17 protein-coding genes are annotated in these 22909 nt (G+C 68.7%); 7 read left to right on the top strand and 10 right to left on the bottom strand.

Going from position 1 to position 22909, the window contains the following annotated elements; translation table 11 throughout:
- Positions 1–11: 11 nt before the first annotated feature.
- Positions 12–413, bottom strand: a complete 402-nt coding sequence (locus Q0066_RS14665) for a pilus assembly protein TadG-related protein (protein ID WP_298134187.1) — start codon at positions 411–413, stop codon at positions 12–14.
- A gap of 109 nt (positions 414–522) precedes the next feature.
- Between Q0066_RS14665 and Q0066_RS14660 the strand changes: the two genes are divergently transcribed.
- The 5 genes from Q0066_RS14660 (at position 523) to Q0066_RS14640 (ending at position 6635) form a co-directional block, all read left to right on the top strand.
- Positions 523–1752 (top strand): pyrophosphate--fructose-6-phosphate 1-phosphotransferase, encoded by a 1230-nt coding sequence (locus tag Q0066_RS14660; RefSeq protein ID WP_298134185.1) that lies wholly within the window; start codon positions 523–525, stop codon positions 1750–1752.
- 210 nt (positions 1753–1962) lie between these two features.
- Complete coding sequence (locus Q0066_RS14655; protein WP_298134184.1) at positions 1963–3351, top strand: MFS transporter; 1389 nt, start codon at positions 1963–1965, stop codon at positions 3349–3351.
- Positions 3344–4909, top strand: a complete 1566-nt coding sequence (locus tag Q0066_RS14650; protein WP_298134182.1) for a metallophosphoesterase — start codon at positions 3344–3346, stop codon at positions 4907–4909. Before Q0066_RS14655 ends, Q0066_RS14650 begins: the two co-directional genes overlap by 8 nt.
- A gap of 15 nt (positions 4910–4924) precedes the next feature.
- Positions 4925–5653, top strand: a complete 729-nt coding sequence (locus Q0066_RS14645) for an MgtC/SapB family protein (protein ID WP_298134181.1) — start codon at positions 4925–4927, stop codon at positions 5651–5653.
- Entirely contained in the window at positions 5634–6635 is a 1002-nt protein-coding gene (locus tag Q0066_RS14640) for a LacI family DNA-binding transcriptional regulator (protein WP_298134179.1), read from the top strand. The genes Q0066_RS14645 and Q0066_RS14640 overlap by 20 nt, the downstream gene beginning before the upstream one ends.
- 150 nt (positions 6636–6785) lie before the next feature.
- Here Q0066_RS14640 and Q0066_RS14635 read toward each other — a convergent pair whose 3' ends face one another.
- The 6 genes from Q0066_RS14635 to Q0066_RS14610 form a co-directional block, all read right to left on the bottom strand.
- On the bottom strand, positions 6786–7649 hold the full coding sequence (locus Q0066_RS14635) for a CHAD domain-containing protein (RefSeq protein ID WP_298134177.1): 864 nt from the start codon (positions 7647–7649) through the stop codon (positions 6786–6788).
- Complete coding sequence (locus Q0066_RS14630) at positions 7646–8296, bottom strand: hypothetical protein (RefSeq protein ID WP_298134176.1); 651 nt, start codon at positions 8294–8296, stop codon at positions 7646–7648. The genes Q0066_RS14635 and Q0066_RS14630 overlap by 4 nt, the downstream gene beginning before the upstream one ends.
- Positions 8297–8327: 31 nt before the next feature.
- Positions 8328–11843: a DNA polymerase III subunit alpha gene (dnaE, locus tag Q0066_RS14625; protein WP_298134174.1), complete on the bottom strand. Its 3516-nt coding sequence runs from the start codon at positions 11841–11843 to the stop codon at positions 8328–8330.
- A 304-nt stretch (positions 11844–12147) separates the two neighbouring features.
- Positions 12148–13407: a serine hydrolase domain-containing protein gene (locus tag Q0066_RS14620; RefSeq protein ID WP_298134172.1), complete on the bottom strand. Its 1260-nt coding sequence runs from the start codon at positions 13405–13407 to the stop codon at positions 12148–12150.
- A 212-nt stretch (positions 13408–13619) separates the two neighbouring features.
- Positions 13620–15314 carry a hypothetical protein gene (locus Q0066_RS14615; protein WP_298134168.1) on the bottom strand — a complete coding sequence of 565 codons (1695 nt, stop codon included), beginning with the start codon at positions 15312–15314 and terminating at the stop codon, positions 13620–13622.
- A gap of 45 nt (positions 15315–15359) precedes the next feature.
- The gene (locus tag Q0066_RS14610) at positions 15360–16493 is read right to left on the bottom strand and encodes a PLP-dependent transferase (RefSeq protein WP_298134166.1); all 1134 of its coding nucleotides are present in this window, start codon (positions 16491–16493) and stop codon (positions 15360–15362) included.
- 178 nt (positions 16494–16671) lie between these two features.
- Between Q0066_RS14610 and rocF the strand changes: the two genes are divergently transcribed.
- A complete protein-coding gene (rocF, locus tag Q0066_RS14605) occupies positions 16672–17601 on the top strand; it encodes an arginase (RefSeq protein WP_298134165.1) in 930 nt (309 codons plus the stop codon).
- Positions 17602–17750: 149 nt separating this feature from the next.
- The gene (locus tag Q0066_RS14600; protein WP_298134163.1) at positions 17751–18617 is read left to right on the top strand and encodes a 3-methyladenine DNA glycosylase; all 867 of its coding nucleotides are present in this window, start codon (positions 17751–17753) and stop codon (positions 18615–18617) included.
- Positions 18618–18689: 72 nt separating this feature from the next.
- Here the strand turns inward: Q0066_RS14600 and Q0066_RS14595 are convergent, their stop codons facing one another.
- From Q0066_RS14595 to Q0066_RS14585, 3 genes are all read right to left on the bottom strand, one after another.
- Complete coding sequence (locus Q0066_RS14595; protein ID WP_298134162.1) at positions 18690–19268, bottom strand: SgcJ/EcaC family oxidoreductase; 579 nt, start codon at positions 19266–19268, stop codon at positions 18690–18692.
- A 197-nt stretch (positions 19269–19465) separates the two neighbouring features.
- Entirely contained in the window at positions 19466–20938 is a 1473-nt protein-coding gene (locus tag Q0066_RS14590; RefSeq protein ID WP_298134160.1) for a glutamate synthase subunit beta, read from the bottom strand.
- Positions 20931–22909, bottom strand: a 1979-nt coding sequence (locus tag Q0066_RS14585; protein ID WP_298134159.1) for a glutamate synthase-related protein, incomplete at its 5' end; no start/stop codon positions are given. The genes Q0066_RS14585 and Q0066_RS14590, both read right to left, overlap by 8 nt.

Here is a 22909-nt window from a genome sequence, read left to right as displayed (position 1 = left end):
CGTCGGGCTGGTCAGTCGTAGAGCTGGGCGGCCGCGTTGCCGTTCCCGGGCAGCCGGGTGATCCCGATCAGGCTGAGCAGGACGGTGTCCACCGAGGTCGAGGTGGTCACCCGCACGGTGCCGTCGGCAGCCAGGCTGACACTGCCCTGGATGTCCGGTTCGCCGGCCAGCACCTCCTGGGCCGCGGCGAGCGCGACACCGGCGTCCGGACGATGCCCGGCCTGACGCTGCGGCGCGGTGGCGTCGACCGCGGCCCGGGCCGCCGCGGCAGCGGTCAGTTCGGCCCGCCGGTCGGCGGCCGTCTTGCGCCCGCCGTCCACCACCAGCCCGGCGATCAACAGCAATGCCGCCACGCTCACCACCACGAAGACGGACAGCGCCTGGCCGCGCTCGTCGCGTCCGTTGCCTCGCATGTCGTTCAGTGTGCACCGAGCAGCGGCCGGGTGAGTGGTTGTCCACAGGCTTCACGGTGCAGTCCACTAGTCTGACTGTCACATCTCGCCTGCCAGAAAGGCCCTATTCATGGTTCAGAAGGTTGCCCTGCTCACCGCCGGTGGCTTCGCCCCCTGCTTGTCGTCGGCCATCGGTGGCTTGATCCAGCGCTACACCGAGGTGGCGCCCGAGGTCGAGATCATCGCCTATCGCTACGGCTATCAAGGGCTGCTGACCGGCGACTTCCTCGAGGTCACGCCCGAGGTCCGCGCGAAGGCCCACCTGTTGCACCTCTACGGCGGTTCGCCGATCGGCAACTCGCGGGTCAAGCTGACCAACGCGAAGGACCTGGTCAAGCGCGGACTCGTGGCCGAGGGCGTCGATCCGCTCAAGGTGGCCGCCGACCGGCTGGTCGCCGACGGGGTCGACGTGCTGCACACGATCGGTGGCGACGACACCAACACCACCGCGGCCGATCTGGCCGCCTACCTGGCCAGCAATGACTACGGCCTCACCGTGGTGGGCCTGCCCAAGACCATCGACAATGACGTCTATCCGATCGCGCAATCACTGGGCGCCGACACGGCCGCCGAGATGGGCGCCCGGTTCGCCAAGAATGTGTTGGCCGAGCACAATGCAGGCACCCGTCTGCTGATCATCCACGAGATCATGGGCCGGAACTGCGGGTGGCTCACCGCAGCCACCGCCGCCAAGTACCACGCGTGGATCAAGGAGCAGGAGTGGCTGCCCGAGATCGGGCTCGACTCCAAGACCTGGGACGTGCACTCGATCCTGGTGCCTGAGGCCGCGCTCGACATCCAGGCCGCGACCGAGCGCCTGCTCGGAGTGATGGACGAGATCGGCTGCGTCAACATTTTCCTCTCCGAGGGTGCAGGCGTCACCGACATCGTCGCCGAGATGGAGCGCAACGGCGAGGATGTTCCGCGCGACGCCTTCGGCCACATCCGGCTCGACAAGGTCAATCCCGGCGCCTGGTTCGCGACCAAGTACGCCGAGATGCTGAAGGCTGAGAAGGTGCTCGTGCAGAAGTCCGGCTACTACGCCCGGTCCGCTCCCGCGAACCAGTTCGATCTGGACCTGATCCGTTCGATGACCGACCTCGCAGTTGCCTCGGCCCTGCGCGGCCAGCCCGGCGTCGTCGGCCACGACGAGGACAACGGCGACGAACTCAGCGTCATCGCCTTCGATCGGATCAAGGGCGGCAAGCCGTTCGACATCACCCAGGACTGGTACCTCGAGCTGTTGTCCGAGATCGGCCAACCTGCGCCGGAACCGGCCACGCTGCTCGCGGAGCACTGACCACGCGCCGCAGCACTCCGCACTTGTGCCCCCGGGGAGAACTCGGGGGCACAAGTGCGTTCAGGCGCCTCCCCCGCTGGTTCGCGCAACGTTCGCTCGCTCAGCCCTTGAGTTCAGAATCGATTCTGAAATAGGCTGCCGGGCGTCCGAATCGATTCGCATCGCCCATCTGCGGCGAAGAGGATCGCCCCGAGTGTTACGGAGGCCGAAATGACAGCGGCGCAAGGTGGCTCGTCCAGCCCGGCGGTTCTCACCACCAGTGGTTTCGACGAGGTCGATACCCCGCAACTTCGAAAATTCCAGCGCCGGGTCACCCTGCTTTCGGCCGGCGGCACCTTCCTCGACGGCTTCGACCTGACCGTCATCGCGGTCGCGCTGCCGATGATCAAGCAGGAGTGGCACGTCACCGCCCTCGATCAGAGCCTGATCGTCTCATCGGCGATCATCGGTTCGCTGATCGGTGCCAGTTGGCTGGGCAATCTGACCGACAAGTACGGCCGCAAGGCGATGTACGTGGTCGATCTGCTCGCCTTCGTCGTTTTCGCGACGCTGACCGCCTTCGCCTGGGACATCTGGCCGCTGATCATCTTCCGCTTCCTGCTCGGCGTCGGCATCGGTGCCGACTATCCGATCTCGGCCACTCTGGTGTCGGAGTTCAGTTCCAACAAGCGGCGCGGCATGCACGGCACTTCCCTGGCCAGCATGTGGTTCGTCGGTGCGGTCGCCGCCTATGTGTTCGGCCTGCTGCTGGCTCCGCTGGGTGACTGGGCCTGGCGCGCCTTGCTGCTGCTCGGTGCTGTGTTCGCACTGGTGGTGTTCATCTTCCGGGTCAAGCTGCCCGAGTCGCCGCGCTGGCTGGTGGCGCACGGACGCGAGGCCGACGCCCGCGAGGTGCTGCGCAAGGTCACCGGGGTCGAGGTCGACCCGAACATCTCGTTGGAGAAGCCCCCGCACATTCCGGTGCGCGAGCTGTTCAAGGGTGAGCTGGGGCGCCGCACCTTCTTCGTCTGCGGCTTCTGGTTCTGCTACGCGACCGCCTACTACGGCATCTCGATGTACACCCCGACGATCCTGGCGCCGTTCACCGGCAACGACCGGACGCTCACCATCATCGGCAGCGGCCTGGTCGCCGTGCTCGGCCTGGTCGGCTCGATCATCGGCATGAACGTCGTCGACCGCTGGGGACGCCGTCCGCTGATCATCACCAGCTTCGCCGGCCTGACCGCCTCACTGGTGATTCTGGCGCTGAACACGGATCCCAGCCTGGGCTTCCTGATCGTGATGTTCAGCACCGCGGTGCTCTTCTCCAACGCCGGTGGTGGCATTCTCAACTTCGTCTACCCGACCGAGCTGTTCCCCACCTCGATCCGAGCCAGTGCGGCCGGCCTGGCCACCTCGGTCAGCCGGATCGGTTCCATCCTGGGCGTGCTGGTCTTCCCCAACTTCGTGGCCCTGTGGGGCGCGAACGCCGCACTCTGGTTCTTCGCCGTGATCGGCTTGGCCGGCCTGGTGATCTGCATCGCACTGGCACCCGAGACCCTGCACCGAAGCCTGGAGGAACTCGACCCGACCAGCGTCAAGGCTGCGAAGAATGCCTGATCGCGGCTGGACGACCTCGGCTCGGATCGTCCGCGCCGGCGAGTACGACGGGGGCTACGTTCCGCTTTGCCCGGCACCGGGGGAACCGCATCGTGACCGCACCGAGTTCGGCACCGGTGAGGGCTGGGGGGAGGCGACGCGGCTGCTCAGCCTGCTGCACATCACCGACTTCCAGTTGGCCGACCTGCTCTCCCCCAGCCGCACCGAGTTCCTGCAACGCTTCGACGGCGAACCGCGCTGGCAGCGGATGCTGCCGGCGTACCGTCCGCAGGAGTTCCTGGAGCTGCAGGCGTTGACGGCCGTCGCCGCCACCGCGCGGCAGGCCGCCGAACAGTGCGCGGTGGACGTGCTGGTCACCACCGGCGACAACACCGATTCGGCGCAACGCAACGAGGTCGAGGCGTACCTGACCGCGCTCGACGGTGGCGAGCTCCGGCCGGCCGACCTCGGCGTGGGTCACCCGGCCAGCCCGACCGGAGGCAGCGACGACAGCTTCTGGCACCCCGAGCCCGGCAGCACGGACGCCTGGAGCGCCCGCGGACTGCCCGACGTCCGGGGGGCTCTGGACGCGGCACGCACCCCGTTCGTCAGCGTCGGGGTGGGCGTGCCGTGGCTGAGCGTCTACGGCAACCACGACTGCCTGTTGCAGGGCCGGACGCCGTTCCCGCCCGACTACGACGCCTTCCTGACCGGGCCGGCCAAGCCCGTACTCCCACCGTCGGACTACCTGCCCGACAGCGACGCGATGGTCGACTACCTGGCCGATCCGTGGGTGGTCAGCACCGGCACCCGGGCCCCGATCGAGCGCGACGAGCGGCGCAGCAGCCTCACCAAGACCGAACATGTCGCCGCACACTTCCGGCAGGGTGCCATCCCGGACGGGCACGGCTACACCATGGACAATGTGGCCACCGGCACCGCGTACTACGTCTGGGACGGCGTCCCCGGCGTCCGGCTGATCAGCCTGGACACCACCAACCCCTACGGCGACGTCAACGGCTGTGTGGACGACGTCCAGTTCGGCTGGCTGGCCGACCGGCTGGCGGAGGTCGCGGCAGGTTCCGGCGATCCGCGGCTGGTGGTGCTGATGTCCCACCACGGGCTGGACACGATGGACAATCCGACGGGGCCCGACGACGCGGGACTTCACCTGGCCGGCGACGTCCGGGCGTTGCTGCACCAGCATCCGCACGTGGTGCTGTGGCTTTCCGGGCATGTGCATGTCAACCGGGTGGTGGCCCGGCAGGGCCCCGCGGGCGGCGGCTTCTGGGAGGTGATCACCAGTGCCATCGCAGAGTGGCCGGTGCAGTTGCGACACGTCGCGGTGGAGGTCACCGATCAGGGCGCCGTGATCACTGCCACCATGATCGACTCACTCGCGCCGGTGGACTGGGATCTCAGCACCGCAGGCCTGGCCGGCCTGCACCGCGAGGTGGCGGCGAACGATCCGGGTAGCGTGGGCGGCATCCACGCCGAAGGAACTCCCGAGGACCGCAACGTCGCGCTTCGGGTGCCGCTGCCCACGCAACTGCTGGACGCGCTGCGTAGAAGGGGATGAGAGGGGGTCCGCACGATGAGCGGACTGGATGCCTGGGGTACGGCCTGGCACGAGTTGATCCTGCTGGGGACCGCGCTGGCGTTGTGCTCTCTGCTCGGGCTGGAACGCCAGGTGCACCAGAAGAGTGCCGGCTACCGCACCCATGTGATAGTCGGCCTCGGCTCCTGCGGCTTCACCCTGGTGTCCTGGTGGGGCTTCGGTGCCGGGATGGGCGGCCACCCGGCGACCTTCGACCAATCCCGCATCGCGGCCCAGGTGGTGAGCGGTATCGGCTTCTTGGGCGGCGGGGTGATCTTCAAAGGTCGCAACATCGTCCGGGGGCTGACCACGGCAGCCACTATCTGGATGAGCGCGGCCATCGGGATGGCGTGCGGCGCAGGCATGGTGTGGTTGGCCTCACTGCTCACCGCGGCCCATCTGCTGGTCATCTTCGTGATCGGTCCCTTGGCCCGGAAGCTGCCCAATCCGGACCGGCACCGGATTCTGCGGATCGCCTACGAGGACGGCCATGGCACACTGCGCGGTCTGCTGGAGGAGTCCACCCGGTTGGGTTTTTCCAGTACTGTCGAGCGCGTGCAGAACACCGAGGAGGGCGGACGGGCCATGGTGCACATCGACGTCCGGTTCCTCGGACGGCAGCCGGTGCGCGATCTGCTGATACCGCTGTCCCAGGTGCCGGGCGTGGCCACCGTCGTGCTGACCTCTGCCGAGGCGGGACACGAGGATGACGAAGCGGAGACCTGAGCGGGTCACCCTGCGCATGGTGGCGCAGGCCGCGGACGTCTCGGTCAGCCAGACCAGCATGGCCCTGAACGGGAAACCGGGTGTGGCGCCCGAGACTCGTGCCCGGGTGCTGGCCGCGGCCAGGGAACTCGGCTACGTGCCAGATCCGATCGCGCGGGAGTTGCGCACCGGACGCAGTGCCGTCTTCGCCCTGGTGGTGCGCAACGTGGCCAATCCCTACTTCAACGACGTCCTGTCCGGCATGCAGGCGGCGGCCCTCGAGCACGGCGTCGCGGTGATGATGATGGACTCCGACTACTCCGAAGACCACGAGCGGCGGCACATCCGCTATCTGTTGTCGCGGCGGGTCTCGGGATTGGCCATCGCACCGGTCGGCGTGGCGGCGGCCGTCGACGAGTGGCGGGCCGCGCAACCCGAGGCCCCGGTGGTGTTGCTGAACTCCAGCGTGCAACCGGACGCCGGCATGGACCACGTCGCCCCTGATCCGGCCGCTGTCGACCTGGCCTTCGACCACCTGTGGGAGTTGGGGCACCGCCGGATCGGCTTCCTCACCGCGCCGTACAGCCTGATGGCCGACGGTGATCGGCTGGATCGCTATCTCGCCCGGTGCCGCCTCAACGGCGTCGCGCCGCTCACCCTGCACACCGAGCTGCGCAGCGCCGCCATCACGACCCGGCTGCTCGACGCTCTCACCGACCCGCTGGAGCGGCCGAGCGCGGTGATCACCAACTCGGACTGGTCGGCGCATTCGGTGTACCGCGCCGCCCGCGACTGCGGTCTGGAGATCGGTCGCGACCTGTCGGTCGTCGGCCACGACGACCTGACCAGCTCCGAGTTCCTGGCACCCGCACTGACCACCGTGCACCTGGACCGGCGCGCCGTCGGCGCCGAAGCCGTCCGTCATCTGCGGGGTGAGCGCGCCGGGGACTATCTGGCCCCCGTCGAGCTGGTGGTGCGCGACTCCAGTGGTCCACCCCGCTGACTCCGCCACGGCGTGGTGCCCACCGGTACGTCATCCCGGCGAACGCCGGGATCTCCGTCACCTGCCCGAGGTTGTCGAGACCCCCACCACCGTTGGTCGAGCTTGTCGAGACCCCGCGTAAGGGTTTCGACAAGCTCAACCAGCGGGTGACTACGGCAGGGGCAGCTCGAGCGCTTCGTGCAGGGCGCGCTGCCCGGTGTGCAGCGCCTCCTCACGGAGATCCAGTTCCAGCGCGATCAGTGCCAGATAGCCGTCTGCCGGCTCATCGGCCTGGCTGGCCCGGACGGCTTCGGTCGCCAGGTAGGTCTCGGCGACGACCGTGTCCTGGTGCTCGCCGAACGACTCGGTGACCTGTTCCCAGGCCTCGGCCAGGGTGCGGGCGTCGTCGCCGAAGGCAGGGATCAGCGCCTCCGAGCAGTAGCGTGCGGCCTTCGCGGCCTTCCGCACCTCGTGCCAGCGATGAGCGTCCTCGTCGATCTCGGCGGCCCGCTCGGTGAGCCGTCCGACCCGGTCGACGGCGCCGGCCAGCAGGTCCGGCAGCACGTCCGCGCCGTTCTCACGGGAGGACTTACGCACCGGCGGGTCGGAGAGGAAAGCGGCGAGCGCCTCGCGGAGCGCCGTGTAGCGGTCGGTCGCCATGGATTCCACCAGCGAGGCGTGGGCACGGGCATGGGTCTCATCAAGGGACGCCGCGAGCCGCTCGGCGATGGGCCCGTAAGCGGGGTCGGCGGGCAGGGTGGCGAGCGCTGCCAGCAGGCGTTCCTTGAGCACTTCGGCGTCGCGCGGCGCACCCAGATGGTCCGCATGCCAGGCCAGCTCGTCGCGCAGCGCACGCACCGGTGCGCGACGGAACAGCGGGGCGAAGGTACGCAGTGCGCTTCGGGAACGACGCGTCGCGACCCGGCTGCGGTGCACCGCGTCCGGTGCGTCGACCCGGACGTCGTCGGCGCGGCCGGCGATCACGTCGCCCTGGATGCGTAGGTAGCCGAGGACGACGTCGGAGGCTGTGGTCACTGGTTGCTCGCGTTCTCTTCGGTGCGGACGACGCCCAGGTCGTCGACGACCTCGCGCTGCTCGGCTTGCTTGCTGGGGACCTGCCGACGACGTCGGCGGGGTTGCCGCGGGGCGGCCTCTTCGTCGGGCCCGAGGGCCGAGCCGAGCAGAATCGGGGTGACTGCCGCGAATGCCCACACGGCAAGGGCGGACGGCGACCGCAACGCGAGCGCGATCGGCACTGTGTCGCCCGGTTTCGCGGCAGCCAGCCGCTCATCGAACGGGACGCCGCCGAGTATCTCGCCGAGCTGCCAGCAGACCAGTCCGGCCAGCAGCCCCAGCCCGGCGGCCAGGAAGGCGCACGGCCAGCCGATGCCCTTGAACCGCCGCCAGGTCGCGATGCCCAGCCCCGCGCCGACCACCACACCGATCACGGTGTACCAGGCGTCGCCGGCGAAGAACTCGGTGAGCGCCCGCTCGCTGACCGTCGCCGAGCCGTCCGGCTGGACCACATAGGCCGGCAGGCGGACCACCAGCCGCCACAGCACCGCCCCGGCGATCCCGGCGATCACCGCGATGCCGGCCATGATGGCGGCCGCGGTGCGGTCATCGCGGCGCGCCGAGACGGCCACCTGGCCGGTGGGGGTCGGAGTCGGCGCGGCACTCACCCGGCACAGCCTAGTGGGAGGCCGCCGGCACTCACACGCTGACGCACGACGGTCCGAGCAGCGCCTTCAGGTCGGCCATCAGCGGCGGGGAGGGCAGCACTCGCAACGTCTCCTCCAGCTTCCACACCGTGGTCCGGTTCGAGGTGGTGAGCCGCACCCTGACCTCGGTGGTTCCCGGATGGCTGGTCAGCACCGTGCGCAACTGCTGCACCACCACCGGGGTACAGCGTGCCGCCGGCAGCGAGATCACCACCGGCCCGGACGGCCCTTCCGAGACGTCCGGGAAGCTCACCTCGGTGGCCCGGATCTCGACGCCCTCGTCCTTGCCGACCACGCGGCCCTTGATCCGGACGATGGTGTCGGTGGCCAGCTGCAACGCGACCGTGTTGTACACCTTCGGGAACAGCAGCACCTCGATCGAGGCATCCAGGTCCTCGACCGACAGGATCGCCCACAGGTCGCCGTTCTTGGTCTGCTTGCGGGTGACCTGGGTGATCATGCCGGCGATGGTGGTCTGGATGTCGCGCGGGCCGTCCTCGGCCATGATCTGGCCGACCGAATGGTCGCGGTTGGCCAGCAGCACATGCTCCAGGCCGAGCAGCGGATGATCCGACACGTACAGGCCGAGCATCTCGCGCTCGAAGGCGAGCCGGATCCGCTTCTCCCATTCCTCGACGTCGGGCACCGGGGAACTGACCAGCGCCTCTCCCCCGCCGAAGTCGCCGAACAGGTCGTCCTGACCGTTGGCCTGGTTGCGTTTCAGGTCGATGACCTCGTCGACCTTCTGCTCGTAGCACTCCATCAGGGCCCGCCGGGTGTGCCCCAGCGAATCGAACGCGCCGGCCTTGATCAACGATTCGATCACCCGCTTGTTGCACACCACCAGCGGCACGTTGTCGAGGAACTCGTTGAAGTCGGACGCCTTGCCGTTGCTCTCCCGGCCCTCGACGATGCCCTTCACCACGTTGTCGCCGACGTTGCGGATGGCGCCGAGGCCGTAGCGGATGTCGTTGCCGACCGGGGTGAACATGCCGTCGGATTCGTTGACGTCGGGCGGCAGCACCTTGATGCCCATCCGGCGGCATTCGGCCAGGTAGATGGCCGATTTGTCCTTGTCGTCCTTCACCGACTGGAGCAGTGCCGCCATGTACTCGGCCGGGTAGTTCGCCTTCAGGTACGCCGTCCAGTACGAGATCAGCCCGTAGGCGGCGGTGTGCGCCTTGTTGAAGGCGTAGTCGGAGAAGGGCACCAGGATGTCCCACAGCGACTTGATCGCCGAGGCGGAGAAGCCGTTGGCCTGCATGCCGGATTCGAAGTTGACGAACTCGGCGTCCAGCACCTCCTTCTTCTTCTTGCCCATCGCCCGGCGCAGCTGGTCGGCCGCACCCAGGGTGTAGTTGGCCACCTTCACCGCGATCTGCTGGACCTGCTCCTGGTAGACGATCAGGCCGTAGGTGAGGTCGAGGATCTCGGCCAGCGGCTCGGCCAGCTCGGGGTGGATCGCGGTGATCGGCTGCTTGCCGGTCTTGCGCAGCGCATAGTTGGTGTGGCTGTTGGCACCCATCGGGCCGGGCCGGTACAGCGCCAGCGCCGCGGAAATGTCCTCGAAGTTGTCCGGCTGCATCTGGCGTAGCAGGACGCGCATGCCGGAGCCGTCCAGCTGGAAGATGCCGAGGGTGTCGCCGGAGGCCAGCAGGTGGTAGGTCTTGGCGTCGGTCGGGTCCTTGCTCAGCTCGTCCAGGTCGAGGTCGATGCCCTGATTGGCCTTCACGTTGGCGATCGCGTCGTCCAGGATGGTCAGGTTGCGCAGGCCCAGGAAGTCCATCTTGACCAGGCCGAGCGACTCACAACTCGGGTAGTCGAACTGGGTGATGATCTGGCCGTCGGACTCCCTCTTCATGATCGGGATGACGTCCAGCAGAGGCGCCGACGACATGATCACGCCGGCGGCATGAACGCCCCACTGCCGCTTCAAGCCCTCGATGCCCATCGCCGTGTCGACGACCTCTTTGACCTCGGGCTCGGATTCGTACATGGCCCGGAACTCGCCGCCCTCGGCGTAGCGGGCGTGCTGCGGGTTGAACACCTCGGGCAGCGGGACGTCCTTGCCCATCACCGGCGGGGTGTAGGCCTTGGTGATCCGCTCGCCCAGGCCGAACGGCTTGCCCAGCACCCGGCCGGCGTCCTTGATCGCCTGCTTGGCCTTGATGGTGCCGTAGGTGACGATCTGGCAGACGTGGTCGTCGCCGTAGCGCTCGGTGACGTAACGGATCACCTCACCCCGCCGACGCTCGTCGAAGTCGATGTCGAAGTCGGGCATCGAGGGACGTTCCGGGTTCAGGAAGCGTTCGAAGATCAGTCCGTGCGGAACCGGGTCGAGGTCGGTGATCCGCAGCGCGTAGGCGCACATCGAACCGGCACCGGAACCACGGCCCGGACCCACCCGGATGCCGTTGTTCTTCGCCCAGTTGATGAAGTCGGCGACCACCAGGAAGTAGCCCGAATATCCTTTTCCGGCGATGACGCTCATTTCGAATTCGGCTTGGGTGGTGGCGTATTCCGGGACGCCTTCGGGGAAGCGGCGCTCCAGCCCGCGGCGCACCTCTTTGGCGAACCAGGACTCCTCGGTCTCGCCGGCCGGCACCGGGAAGCGGGCCATGTAGGTGCCGGTGCCCTCGTCGAAGTGGGTCTCGCAGCGCTCAGCGATGGCCAGCGTGTTGTCGCAGGCCTCGGGCAACTCGCGCCAGATCTCGCGCATCTCGGCGGGACTCTTCAGGTAGTAGCCGTTGCCGTCGAATTTGAACCGGTTCGGGGTGTCCCGGTTCGAGCCGGACGACACGCACAACAGCGTGTCGTGGGCCGCGGCATCGTTCGCGTGCACGTAGTGCAGGTCGTTGGTGGCGACCAGCGGCAGCTTGAGGTCCTTCGCCAGCCGCAGCAGGTCGTGCCGGACGCGCCGCTCGATGTCGAGGCCGTGGTCCATCAGCTCGCAGTAGAAGTTCCCGGCACCGAAGATGTCGCGGAACTCGGCGGCCGATTCGACGGCCTGCTTGTACTGGCCGAGCCGCAGGTAGGTCTGCACCTCGCCCGACGGGCAGCCGGTGGTGGCCAGCAGGCCCTTGGCGTAGCGGTGCAGCAGTTCCCGGTCGGCGCGCGGCTTGTAGAAGAACCCCTCCAGCGAACTGAGCGAACTCAGCCGGAACAGGTTGTGCATGCCCTCGGGGCTGGACGCCCACATGGTCATGTGCGTGTAGGCGCCCTTGGACGCCACGTCGTCGCCGGTGCCGTCGCCGAACTGGACGCGCTTGCGCTCGCTGCGGTGGGTCTTCGGGGTGAGGTACGCCTCGAGCCCGATGATCGGCTTCACCGCGCTGCCCTTGGCCACCTTGTACCACTCGTAAGCGCCGAACAGGTTGCCGTGGTCGGTGACCGCCAGGGCGGGCATGCCCATCTGTTCGCAGCCCTTGACCAGGTCTTTCAGCCGCGCGGCGCCGTCCAGCATCGAGTACTCGGAATGGCAGTGCAGATGCACGAACCCATCGGCCATCGGCGGTTTCGACCTCCATGAGTCAGGTGGTGGACCGGGCGGATCGCCAGGGGGAAGTCCAGCTCAGAGCCCTACCCTAACCCCGCCCGCCGACGGTTCCCGGCGACACCCGGATCGGACGCCGTCCGCTCGGCGTGTCGCCCCGGCCGTCCAGCGCTCCGATGTCGCGACCAGTCAACCCCGCCATCGTCATCCCGGACTTGATCCGGGATCTCTCCCGCCTGAGAGCCCGGGATGACGCGAACGATCAGCTTCCTTGCGGAGGGCCTTGGCGGCAGGCCCGCCTCGGCCGCGGCGCCGGCCGTCAGTCGCCGACCACAGCCGCCGTGGCGGCGGCGACCAGCCGCAGATTGTGCGGCAGGGCGCCGTCGAAGCCGGGCGTGGACATCGTCATGATCACCGTGTCCAGCCGGGGGTTGTTGACGAACTTCGTGCTGAAGAAGCCCTGCCAGGAGTACGCGCCGGGACCGCCCAGGTAATGCAGTGAACCCGCGGGCGCGTTCTCGCCGGCCTGGATGTCCACCATGTAGCCCCACTTGTTCTGGGTCAGCTGCCAGTTGCTCAGGTCGCCGATCTGGTTGCTGGTCATCAGCCGCACGGACGCCGGGCTGAGCACCCGGACGCCGTCCAGTTCGCCGTTGTTGAGCAGCATCTGGGCGAACCGGAAGTAGTCGGCGGTGGTGCCGTGCAGGCCGCCGGCGCCGCTGAACAACGTCTTGTGCTCGCTGAACGTGTACTGCGGGCCCATCATGCCCAGGCCGAGCGGCGACGCCTCGGTCTGCTTCTCGTCGCGGCCTGCCCAGTAGACGGCAGCGATCCGGTGCCAGACGTCCTCGGGCGGGAAGAACCAGATTTCGTGCATACCCAGCGGTTCGAAGATGTTCTTTGCCAGGTAGCTGTTGAAGTCCATTCCGGAGACCACTTCGACCAGCCGGCAGAGCACGTCGACGCTGTTGTTGGAGTAGTCGAACATGGTGCCCGGATCGGCGATCAACGGCAGCGAGGCGATCAGTTCGGTGTTCGCCTTGAGCGTGGTGGGCGGGGTGTTCAGGTCGTCGACCAGACCGGCCTCGTGGTACAGCTTCGGCACCACGCCGTAGATCGGCGGTTCAAACATGCGATACCACCAGGTATTGGTCATGCCGCCGGTCATCGTCAGCAGGTCGTGCGGGGTCAGCTCGCGGCTGGCGGTGCGCAACTGGGTGACCTGCCAGTCCTTGACCACCGCCACCTTCGTGTCGGCGAACTCGGGTAGATGCACCGAGAGTGGTTCGTGCAGGGCGATCAGGCCGCGTTCGAACAGCTGCATCACCGCTGCCGACGCGACCACCTTGGACATCGACGCCAGCCGGAAGATGCTGTCGGTGGCCATCGGCACCTCTTCGTCGGCCTTGCCGAAGGCCTTGAAGTAGCAGACCTTGCCGTGCCGGGCGACCAGGACGACGGAGCCCTGGTACGCGTTCTGGGCGAGGAATCTCTCCTGCAGGGCGTCGATATTGCCGAGGGTGGCGCTGGAGACGCCGACCTCTTCGGGTTCCACCTGGGTGTAGGGCGCGGCGGTCATCGGCCGTCCTTCCTAGTCGTTCCCGAGCCGTTCGACGGTGCACCACGGTGTGCACCCGGCCGGGAGGCTTCGATCAGCAGCCTAGGGCAGCGGGTCGTGAGGGAAGCGCTGATCCTTCACGTCATCCCGGGCCTCGACCCGGGATCTCCGGCGGGGAGAGAGCCCGGATCAAGTCCGGGACGACGATGGGGAGCCTTCGATCAGCGCGCCCCCTAGCGGGCCGGCCAGAGATCGACGACGAAGCGCTCCATGCCACGCACTGTGGTGCCGTGCCGCTCGTAGTACTCGATGGCGTAGTCGTCGAGGGACAGTCCCCCGGTGCTCCGGTAGCCGACCGCGACCCGCACCAGATAGCGCCCGTCCTTCACCTTGGGCAGCGTCACCGTCTTCTTTCCGGGAGTGCCGTCGAGGCTCCACACCCGCAGTTCGTGGTCATGGATGGTGATCGGCCAGACCCCCAACGTCTCCATCGGCACCTCGCTGGGGCTCTCCACCGGCGGCGGCTCGGCAAGGTAGGCACTGACCTGGACCTCGGGGGCGTGCAGGTCGGACGCCGATTCGAGCTCGATCCGGTCGGGCTGAATGCGCACCGGCCCGTCCCCCCACTGCCCTTCGTCGTAGCCGGCCCCATCGGTGGCGATCACGATCGACCGGTAGCCGGCGTCCACTTTCCGCTCGATCAGGCGGGAGACCGGGCCCACCGACTCCTCGGACGACGAACCGTGGTCGTCGCGCTGCGCATGAGCCGACCGCGAAGCCGGCCAGAGGTCGACGAGGAGCTGCTCCCAGCCGGCCAACGCCCGGCCGTCCTGCCCGCGATGCTGCCGCAGCCGTTCCGTCAGCCCGTCCGGGCCGAGGTCGGGATAGACCGCGACCACCCGCATCCAGTACCGGCCGCCCTTCGCCGTGGGCAACCGGAGCGGCCGGCCTCGTCCGCTGTCGGCGGCGTCGCTCCACACCTCGATGCGGCGACGCTCGAATCGCACCGGCCAGGTGCCCAGCGGAACCACCGTGTCCGCACCCATGATCTCGACCGCCGACGGTTCGGCGGTGTAGGCGCTCAGCTGAATCTCGGGCCGGTGATCCGACGCTGCCGACACCAGCCCCACTCTGCCGCGCTGGATCCGGACGAGGCCGCGGTCGCGCCCCCAGCCGTCGCGTGCTGCCGCGCGCACCTCGGCGATCTCGATCGGTCCGTGCCCGGCACTCACCCGGTGCTCGACCACCTGGTCGAACAGGCCGGTCGACTCGTCGGTCCCCCCGTCGCCGGACGGCGCAGGCAGTTCCCGGTAGCCGGTCGGACGAATCGGCTCCGGTTCGAACCTCAGGGCCGCGCTGCTGGGGACCGGCGCAGCGAACGGATCGGGCCAGAAGTCCGCCACGAACCGCTCCAACCCGGACGGCTGCTCGCCGTGCCGTTTGCGGTAGGTGGCGACCCGGCGCTTCAGCGGCTCGCCGGCCAGGTCGCGATAGCCCACCGACACCCGCACCAGATACCGGCCACCCCTGGACGGCGGGAGCCGCAGCGGCGGCGTATCGCCGCGGACGAGGTCGCCGCCCCAGACCTCGACAGTGCGCTGGGGGAAGATGACCAGCCAGGTTCCCAGCACCGCCAAGGGCTCGTCCGGTCCGTCGTCGACCGGTGGTGGGCCGGCGTCGTAGGCGCTGAGCTGCAACTCGGGCCGGTGCCGACGAGCTGCGGAGACCAGGCCGATCCGGCCGCGCTGGACGCGCACCCGTCCGGTGTTCTCACCCCAGTCATCGCGGAAGGCGGCCTCCCAGTCCTGAGCGAGTTCGATGATTCCCTTGCGAACGCTCACACCCCGCTCGATCGTGCGGCCCACCAGCTCAGGCGGTGCGCCGAAACCGATCGCCGGATCGGCCGGCGGCGCGTCGGGCATGGTCATCCACCCGATGTTCAGTGCGTCCCCGCCCGCGCCCCGGCCCACCGGTCACACCGCGTCCAGCGCCTGGCGCAGATCGGCCCACAGATCTTCGACGTCCTCCAGGCCGACCGAGAGCCGGAGCAGGTTCTGCGGCACCGAAGCGGGTTCGGACGGGATGCGCCGACGGCGTTCGATCAGCGATTCGACGCCGCCGAGGCTGGTCGCCGGCACCCACAGCCGGACGGCCTCGACCACCGCCTGGGCCGCGGCCTCGCCGCCGGCGATCTCGATCGCCAGCATGGCGCCGAAGCCTCGCATCTGGGCACGCGCCACGGCGTGGCCGGGATCGTCCGGCAGGCCCGGGTAGCGCACCCGGGAAACCGCCGGATGCACCGCCAAGCGCTCGGCCAGGACGCCGGCGCTGGCCTGTGCCCGCTCCAGTCGCACCGGCAGTGTGCGCAAACCGCGCAACGCCAGCCAGGTCTCCATCGGACCGGGAATCGAACCCTGCACGATGCGGTACTGCCGGACCCGCCCGGCCAGCTCGGCGTCGGCGGCGATCACCACGCCCAGCAGCACATCGGAGTGCCCCGACAGGTACTTGGTGGCCGAGTGCATCACCACATCGGCGCCCAGGGCGAGCGGATTCTGCAGCATCGGTGTGGCGAAGGTGTTGTCGACGCCCACCCGGACGCCGGCCTGCCGCGCCGCCGCGCACAGCGCACGCAGGTCGGCGACCTGCAGCAGCGGGTTCGTCGGTGACTCCAGCAGCAGCCAGTCGGCGCCGGGCAGCGCAGCGACGACAGCCGCGGTGTCGGAGGCGTCCACGGTGGTCAACTGCAGGCGTCCGGACGCCGCCCGCTCGGACGCCAGCGCGAGCATGGTGTTGTAGCAGGTGTCGGCCATCACCAGCCGTCCGCCGTCGGGTATCAACTCCAGGATCGCCGTCCCGGCCGCCATCCCCGAGGGGAACGCGACCGCTCCGTCCGGTGCGCCCTCCAGCGTTCCGACCGCCTCCTCGAAGAGTTTCCAGGTGGCGTTGTCCCCGCGGGCGTACATCGATTCGCCGTACCCGTAGGGCCCCCAGGAGACATAGGTGGAGGAGAACTCGATGTCGGGACTGACCGGCGTGCCGGGCGCTCGGCCAGGTCGTCCGGTGACGACGGCGAGGGTGTCGCGGCTGAGGGCTTCGTGCGCCATCGAGAACTCCTTCAATCGGTGCCCAGAGACTATCGCCGGCGGATCGTCCGACTCACGACAACTTGGCCGCCGCTCGGCCGCAGGCCAACACGGACTGGAAGAAGTGACAGAAAGGGTTGCCGCGGACTCCCCGCCATGGTTGCATTCTTGCTGGACAAGGCGGAGAAGGGGACAAAATATGCAGCAGGTGAGTCTGATCGGCGTACCGACGGACATCGGTGCGTCCACGATCGGATGCCGGATGGGACCGCAGGGCCTACGGGTCGCCGGGATCACGGCCGCGCTCGAGGCATTCGGATGCGATGTTCGCGACGTCGGCGACCTCGCCGGGCCCGACAACCCGCAGCAGCCGCCGGTGAACGGCTACCGTCACCTGCCCGAGGTGGTCGAGTGGAACAAGGCGCTCTATGACGCGATGTCCGCCGAGCTCGCCGACGGCCGGATGCCGATCGTGCTGGGCGGTGACCACTGCCTCGGCATCGGTTCCATCGCCGCCATCGCCGATCACTGCCGCCGGGTCGGCAAGAAGCTCAGGGTGATCTGGGTGGACGCCCACGCCGACTTCAACACCGCGGAGCTGACGCCTTCGGGCAACATCCACGGCATGCCGGTCGCCTGCCTCACCGGCCACGGTCCCGACGAGCTGACCCGGATCGGCGAACACTACCCGGCCATGGATCCGAGCGAGATCCGGCAGATCGGCCTGCGCAGCGTCGACCCGGGCGAGAAGCGTTTCCTGCGCGCCGAGGGCATTCAGGTGTACGACATGCGCTACCTCGACGAGATCGGAATGCGCCGCACCATGAAGCGCGCGCTGGAGGGTGTCGACGAGAACACCCACGTGCACCTGTCGCTCGACCTGGATTTCGTCGACCCGACGATCGCACCCGGGGTCGGCACGCCGGTGGTCGGCGGCCCCACCTACCGCGAGGTGTCGCTGTGCATGGAGATGCTGGCTGACAGCGGCCAACTCGCCTCAATCGACCTGGTCGAGGTGAACCCCGCGCTCGACGTCCGCAACGCGACGGCCCAGTTGGCCGTCGATCTGGTCGAGTCGCTGTTCGGCAAGAGCACGCTGCTCAGGATCCACGAGGGCGACCCGGCCTGAGGTCGAGGAAACCATGGTCGATGCGAAGTCTCGCTGGTCGAGCTTGTCGAGACCTCGGGCTACAGAGCCCGGACAAGGGGTTTCGGCAGGCTCCGCCCGCGGTGGTTGCGGCGAGCGCAGACCGTTGGCTCGGAGCTGAGGTCGGGGACGTGGACGTCCGGCTCGATGAAGCGGAGTGGCGAGCCCGTGCCGCTCGGCATGATCAACGGGTCGCCGCGTGGACCGCACCGCATCTGCGGCGCCGCTCCCGCAGCGAACGCCATCCGGTCGAAGACTTCCTCTGGGAGTACTACTCCTACTCCCCCAAGGCGCTGCGCGCCTGGCATCCCGGCTGGGGTGTGGTCCTCACCGGCGATGTCGCCGGGTTCGCTGCCGTGCGTGGCTTCGTCGTGGACGGCGACCACGCCCGGGTCGATCCGGCGCTGGCGCAGCGCCGGGCCGACCAGGTGCGCTGGATTCGCGACCTGCTGGCCGCGACGCAGAGCCGTCCGGCTCGGCTGGGCTGCTTCGGGCTGCACGAGTGGGCGATGGTCTACCGGCTGGACGCCGGCGACCTGCGGCACGACCAGGTTCCCTTGCGGCTCGGCGCGGCAGGCACGGACGCCGTGGTCGAGAGCCACCGGATCAGCTGCAGCCACTACGACGCCTACCGCTTCTTCACCCCGGACGCCGCGCCCCGCAACACGCTGCGTCCGACGCTGGACGACCGGATGCGCAACGAGCAGCCCGGCTGCCTGCACGCCCAGATGGACGTCTACAAGTGGGCTCACAAGCTGGCCCCGTTCACCCCGGCCGAGCTGGTCGCTGACTGCTTCGGACTGGCGCGGGAAATTCGCGAGCTGGATATGCGCGCCTCGCCCTACGACCTGAGCGACTGGGGCTACTCCCCTGTCGCCATCGAGTCCGCCTCGGGCAAGGCCGAGTACATCGAAGCGCAACGCGACTTCGGCGACCGGGCACGTGCTTTGCGACAGCAGCTGATCGCGGTCTGCGATCGGGTGCTCGGTCTCGCCTAGTTCGACCAACGGCCACCCGACAGGATTGACCGGGCACCGCCCGACCCGCTCGATCGGGCGAGGCGGCTCGCCTCAGTCCTCGACGGCATCGGACGCCGCGAGTGCGGCGGGCGACGGGCCTTTGATGTAGCTGGCGGCGCTGATCGTGCCGCCACGCGAGACATTGGTGTCGGCGGCGGGCGCGATGTCGGTGTTCTGGCAGCTCACCCCCAGCCAGGTGTCGTCGGCCAGCTTCACCAGGGTCGCGCTGAGCACACCGCGGCGAGGATCGACCGGATCGCCCTCGGGGTCGACCTGCCCGGTGATCTGCCACCGGGCGATCACCACGGCGGCATCATCACCCAGGAAGCGCTGATGTACCTCGATCAGGTCCAGTCGGGCGTCGGCGAACGCGGTGGTGAAACCGAAGCGCTGCGCCTTGACGATGGAGTGCCGCCCGGTCCAGCGCAGGCCCACCACATTGATGAAGTCGGCGTCCTCGACGAACAGCCGTCCGATCGCGTCGGCGTCCTTGGCGTCCCAGGCCTTCACGAACGCCTTGATCAGGTCCATCGGCGCTTCGAGCGGCGGATCCGCCGGCGAACGGTCGGGGAACGGCAGGTAGCTCAGCTCACGGGCACGCTTGAGAATCTTCTTCAGCTTCTTGGCCACCGGGCCTCCTCATCCGAACGGGGGAACGCAAGCCTTGCGGGCTCGCCCGGCCCGGTCAAGGCGGAGCGAGCGCCCAAGGAACGGTGATCATCACAACCCGCGGGTTGAGCTTGTCAACGCACCGCGGGTTGAGCTTGTCGAAACCCCTTCACCACCAGGCGGCAAGGGGTCTCGACAAGCTCGACCGACGGTGGGTGCTAGACCATCAACTGTCGCTCGGTGGGCAGGATCGGCTTCGGCAGCCGGGAACTGCCCTGCAGGTAGGCGTCCACGCCGTTGGCGCAGGAACGTCCTTCGGCGATGGCCCAGACGATCAGCGACTGGCCGCGGCCGGCGTCGCCGCAGGCGAAGACCCGAGGCACCGAGGTGGCGTAGTTCTCGTCGCGCGCCACGTTCCCGCGCGGATCGAGATCGACACCCAACTGCTCGACCAGTCCGGCCTTCTCGGGACCGACGAAGCCCATCGCCAGGAGCACCAGCTCGGCCGGGATCTCCCGTTCGGTGCCCGGCACCGGTTCGAACCGGCCGTTGTTGAACGCCACCTCGGACAGCCGCAGCTTCGCCACGTTACCGTCGGCGTCGCCGACGAACTCGCTGGTCGACACCGAGTAGACCCGCTCGCCGTCCTCCTCGTGGGCCGAGGAGACCCGGAAAATCATCGGGTAGGTCGGCCACGGCTGGTTCGCCGGCCGCTGCTCGGGCGGCATCGGCAGGATCTCCAGCTGGGTCACCGACGCCGCACCCTGACGGATCGACGTGCCGAGGCAGTCCGCGCCGGTGTCACCGCCACCGATGATCACCACGTGCTTGCCGGTCGCGGTGATCTGGTCGGGCACCTCGGTGCCCAGTGCGGCCCGGTTGGCCTGCGGCAGGAACTCCATCGCCTGATGGATGCCGTTCAGTTCGCGTCCGGGCACCGGCAGGTCGCGAGCCACGGTCGAACCGATCGCCAGCACCACCGCGTCGAACCGATCGAGCAACTGCTCGCCGGTCAACTCGCCCTCGCCACCGATCCGGCGGCCGGTCTTGAAGACCGTGCCCTCCAACCGCATCTGCCGCAGCCGGCGGTCCAGGACGGCCTTCTCCATCTTGAACTCGGGGATGCCGTAGCGCAGCAGACCGCCGATGGCGTCCGCCCGCTCGTAGACGACCACGGTGTGCCCGGCCCGGGTGAGCTGCTGGGCCGCGGCCAGGCCGGACGGGCCCGAGCCGATCACAGCAACCGTTTTGCCGGTGTGCCACTCCGGGGTGACCGCGGTCACCCGGCGATCGCTCCAGGCCCGGTCGATGATCGCCACCTCGACGTTCTTGATGGTCACCGGGTCGCGGTTGATGCCGACCACGCACGCCGTCTCACACGGTGCCGGGCAGAGCCGTCCGGTGAACTCGGGGAAGTTGTTGGTGGCGTGCAGCCGGTCGGTCGCCCCGCGCCAGTCGTCGCGCCAGACCAGGTCGTTCCATTCCGGGATCAGGTTGCCCAGCGGGCAGCCCTGATGGCAGAACGGGATGCCGCAGTCCATGCAGCGTCCGGCCTGCTTGGTGATGATCGGCAGGACGGCCTTGCCGGGCGAGCCCGGGTAGACCTCGTTCCAGTCGTGCACCCGTTCGGCCACCGGACGGCGCTCGGCGACCTCGCGGGGGGTGGTCATGAAACCTCGGGGGTCAGCCATGTGCGGCCTCCATCATCATCGCGGTGGTTGCCTCTTCGTCCAGTCCGGCCTGCTCGGCCTCGACCCGGGCGGCGACCACCCGGGCGTAGTCGCGCGGCATCACGGTGGTGAACCTGGTGGCCAGGTCGTCCGACGCCAGTAGCCGTTCGGCCACCGCCGATCCGGTCTCTTCGACGTGCTTCACCAGCAACTGCCGGATCCTGGTCACGTCACCATCGGTGGGATCGAGCGGGTCGACCATCTCGGTGTTCAGCCGATCGCGGTCCAGGTCGAGCACGTACGCCACGCCGCCGGACATGCCTGCCGCGAAGTTCCTTCCGGTGCCGCCCAGGATCAGCGCCTCACCACCGGTCATGTACTCGCAGCCATGGTCGCCGACGCCTTCGACGACGGCGGTGGCACCCGAGTTGCGGACGCAGAACCGCTCGCCGACCTGGCCGCGGATGAACAGTTCACCCGAGGTGGCGCCGTAGCCGATCACGTTGCCGGCGATGATGTGCTCTTCGGCGACGAAGGCGACCCCGTCGGCGGGCCGCACGGTGAGCCGTCCGCCCGAGAGTCCCTTGCCGAAGTAGTCGTTGGCGTCACCGACCAGCCGCAGCGTCACACCGGACGGCAGGAAGGCGCCGAAGCTCTGCCCGGCCGTGCCGCGCAGGGTCAGATCGATGGTGTTCTCGGGCAGCCCCTTGCCGCGGGTCGCCTTCGTCACCTCGTGACCGAGGATGGTGCCGACCGTGCGGTCCACGTTGCGCACCGCCAGATCGGCCCGGACCAGTTCACCGTTGGTCAGCGCCGGCCGCGCCAGCTCGATCAGCCTGGTGTCGAGCTTGGCGTCCAGGCCGTGGTCCTGCACGGTGATCCGGTGCAGCGGCTGGTCGGTGTCGACCCAGTGCAGGATCGGCTCCAGGTCGAGGCCCTGCGCCTTCCAGTGGTCGATCGCCCGGCGGGCCTGCAGCACCTCGACGTGGCCCACCGCCTCCTCGATGGAGCGGAAGCCCAACGAGGCCAGGATCTCGCGCACCTCCTCGGCGATGAACTCGAAGAAGTTCACCACGAACTCCGGCTTGCCACTGAACTTCGCCCGCAACTCCGGGTTCTGGGTGGCGACACCGACCGGGCAGGTGTCCAGGTGGCAGACCCGCATCATGATGCAGCCCGAGACGACCAGAGGTGCGGTGGCGAAGCCGAACTCCTCGGCACCGAGCAGGGCACCGATCACCACGTCACGGCCGGTCTTGAGCTGGCCGTCCACCTGCACCACGATCCGGTCCCGCAGGCCGTTGATCAGCAGCGTCTGCTGGGTTTCGGCCAGGCCGAGTTCCCAGGGTCCGCCGGCGTGCTTCAGCGAGGTCAGCGGCGCCGCGCCGGTGCCGCCGTCGTGGCCGGAGATCAGCACGACGTCCGCCTTGGCCTTGGAGACGCCGGCCGCGACCGTGCCGACGCCGACCTCGGCGACCAGCTTGACGTGCACCCGCGCGGAGGGGTTGGCGCACTTCAGGTCGTGGATCAGCTGCTTGAGGTCCTCGATCGAGTAGATGTCGTGGTGCGGCGGCGGGCTGATCAGGCCGACACCCGGGGTCGAGTGCCGGGTGCTGGCCACCCACGGGTACACCTTCTGGCCGGGCAGCTGACCGCCCTCGCCCGGCTTGGCGCCCTGAGCCATCTTGATCTGGATGTCGGTGGCGTTGGTCAGGTAGTCGGAGGTCACCCCGAACCGCCCGGACGCCACCTGCTTGATCGCCGAGCGGCGCTCGGGATCGTAGAGCCGGTCGACGTCCTCACCGCCCTCGCCGGTGTTGGACTTGGCGCCGAGCCGGTTCATCGCGATGGCCAGGTTCTCGTGCGCCTCGCGCGAGATCGAGCCGTACGACATGGCACCGGTGGAGAACCGCTTGACGATCTCGCTGACCGGCTCCACCTCGTCGATCGGCACCGGCTTGCGGTCGGACGCGAACTCGAGCAGCCCGCGCA

The organism is Micropruina sp. (assembly GCF_027492755.1).
Classification (GTDB): Bacteria; Actinomycetota; Actinomycetes; order Propionibacteriales; family Propionibacteriaceae; genus Micropruina.
This window is presented reverse-complemented; position numbering and strand designations above follow the sequence as displayed.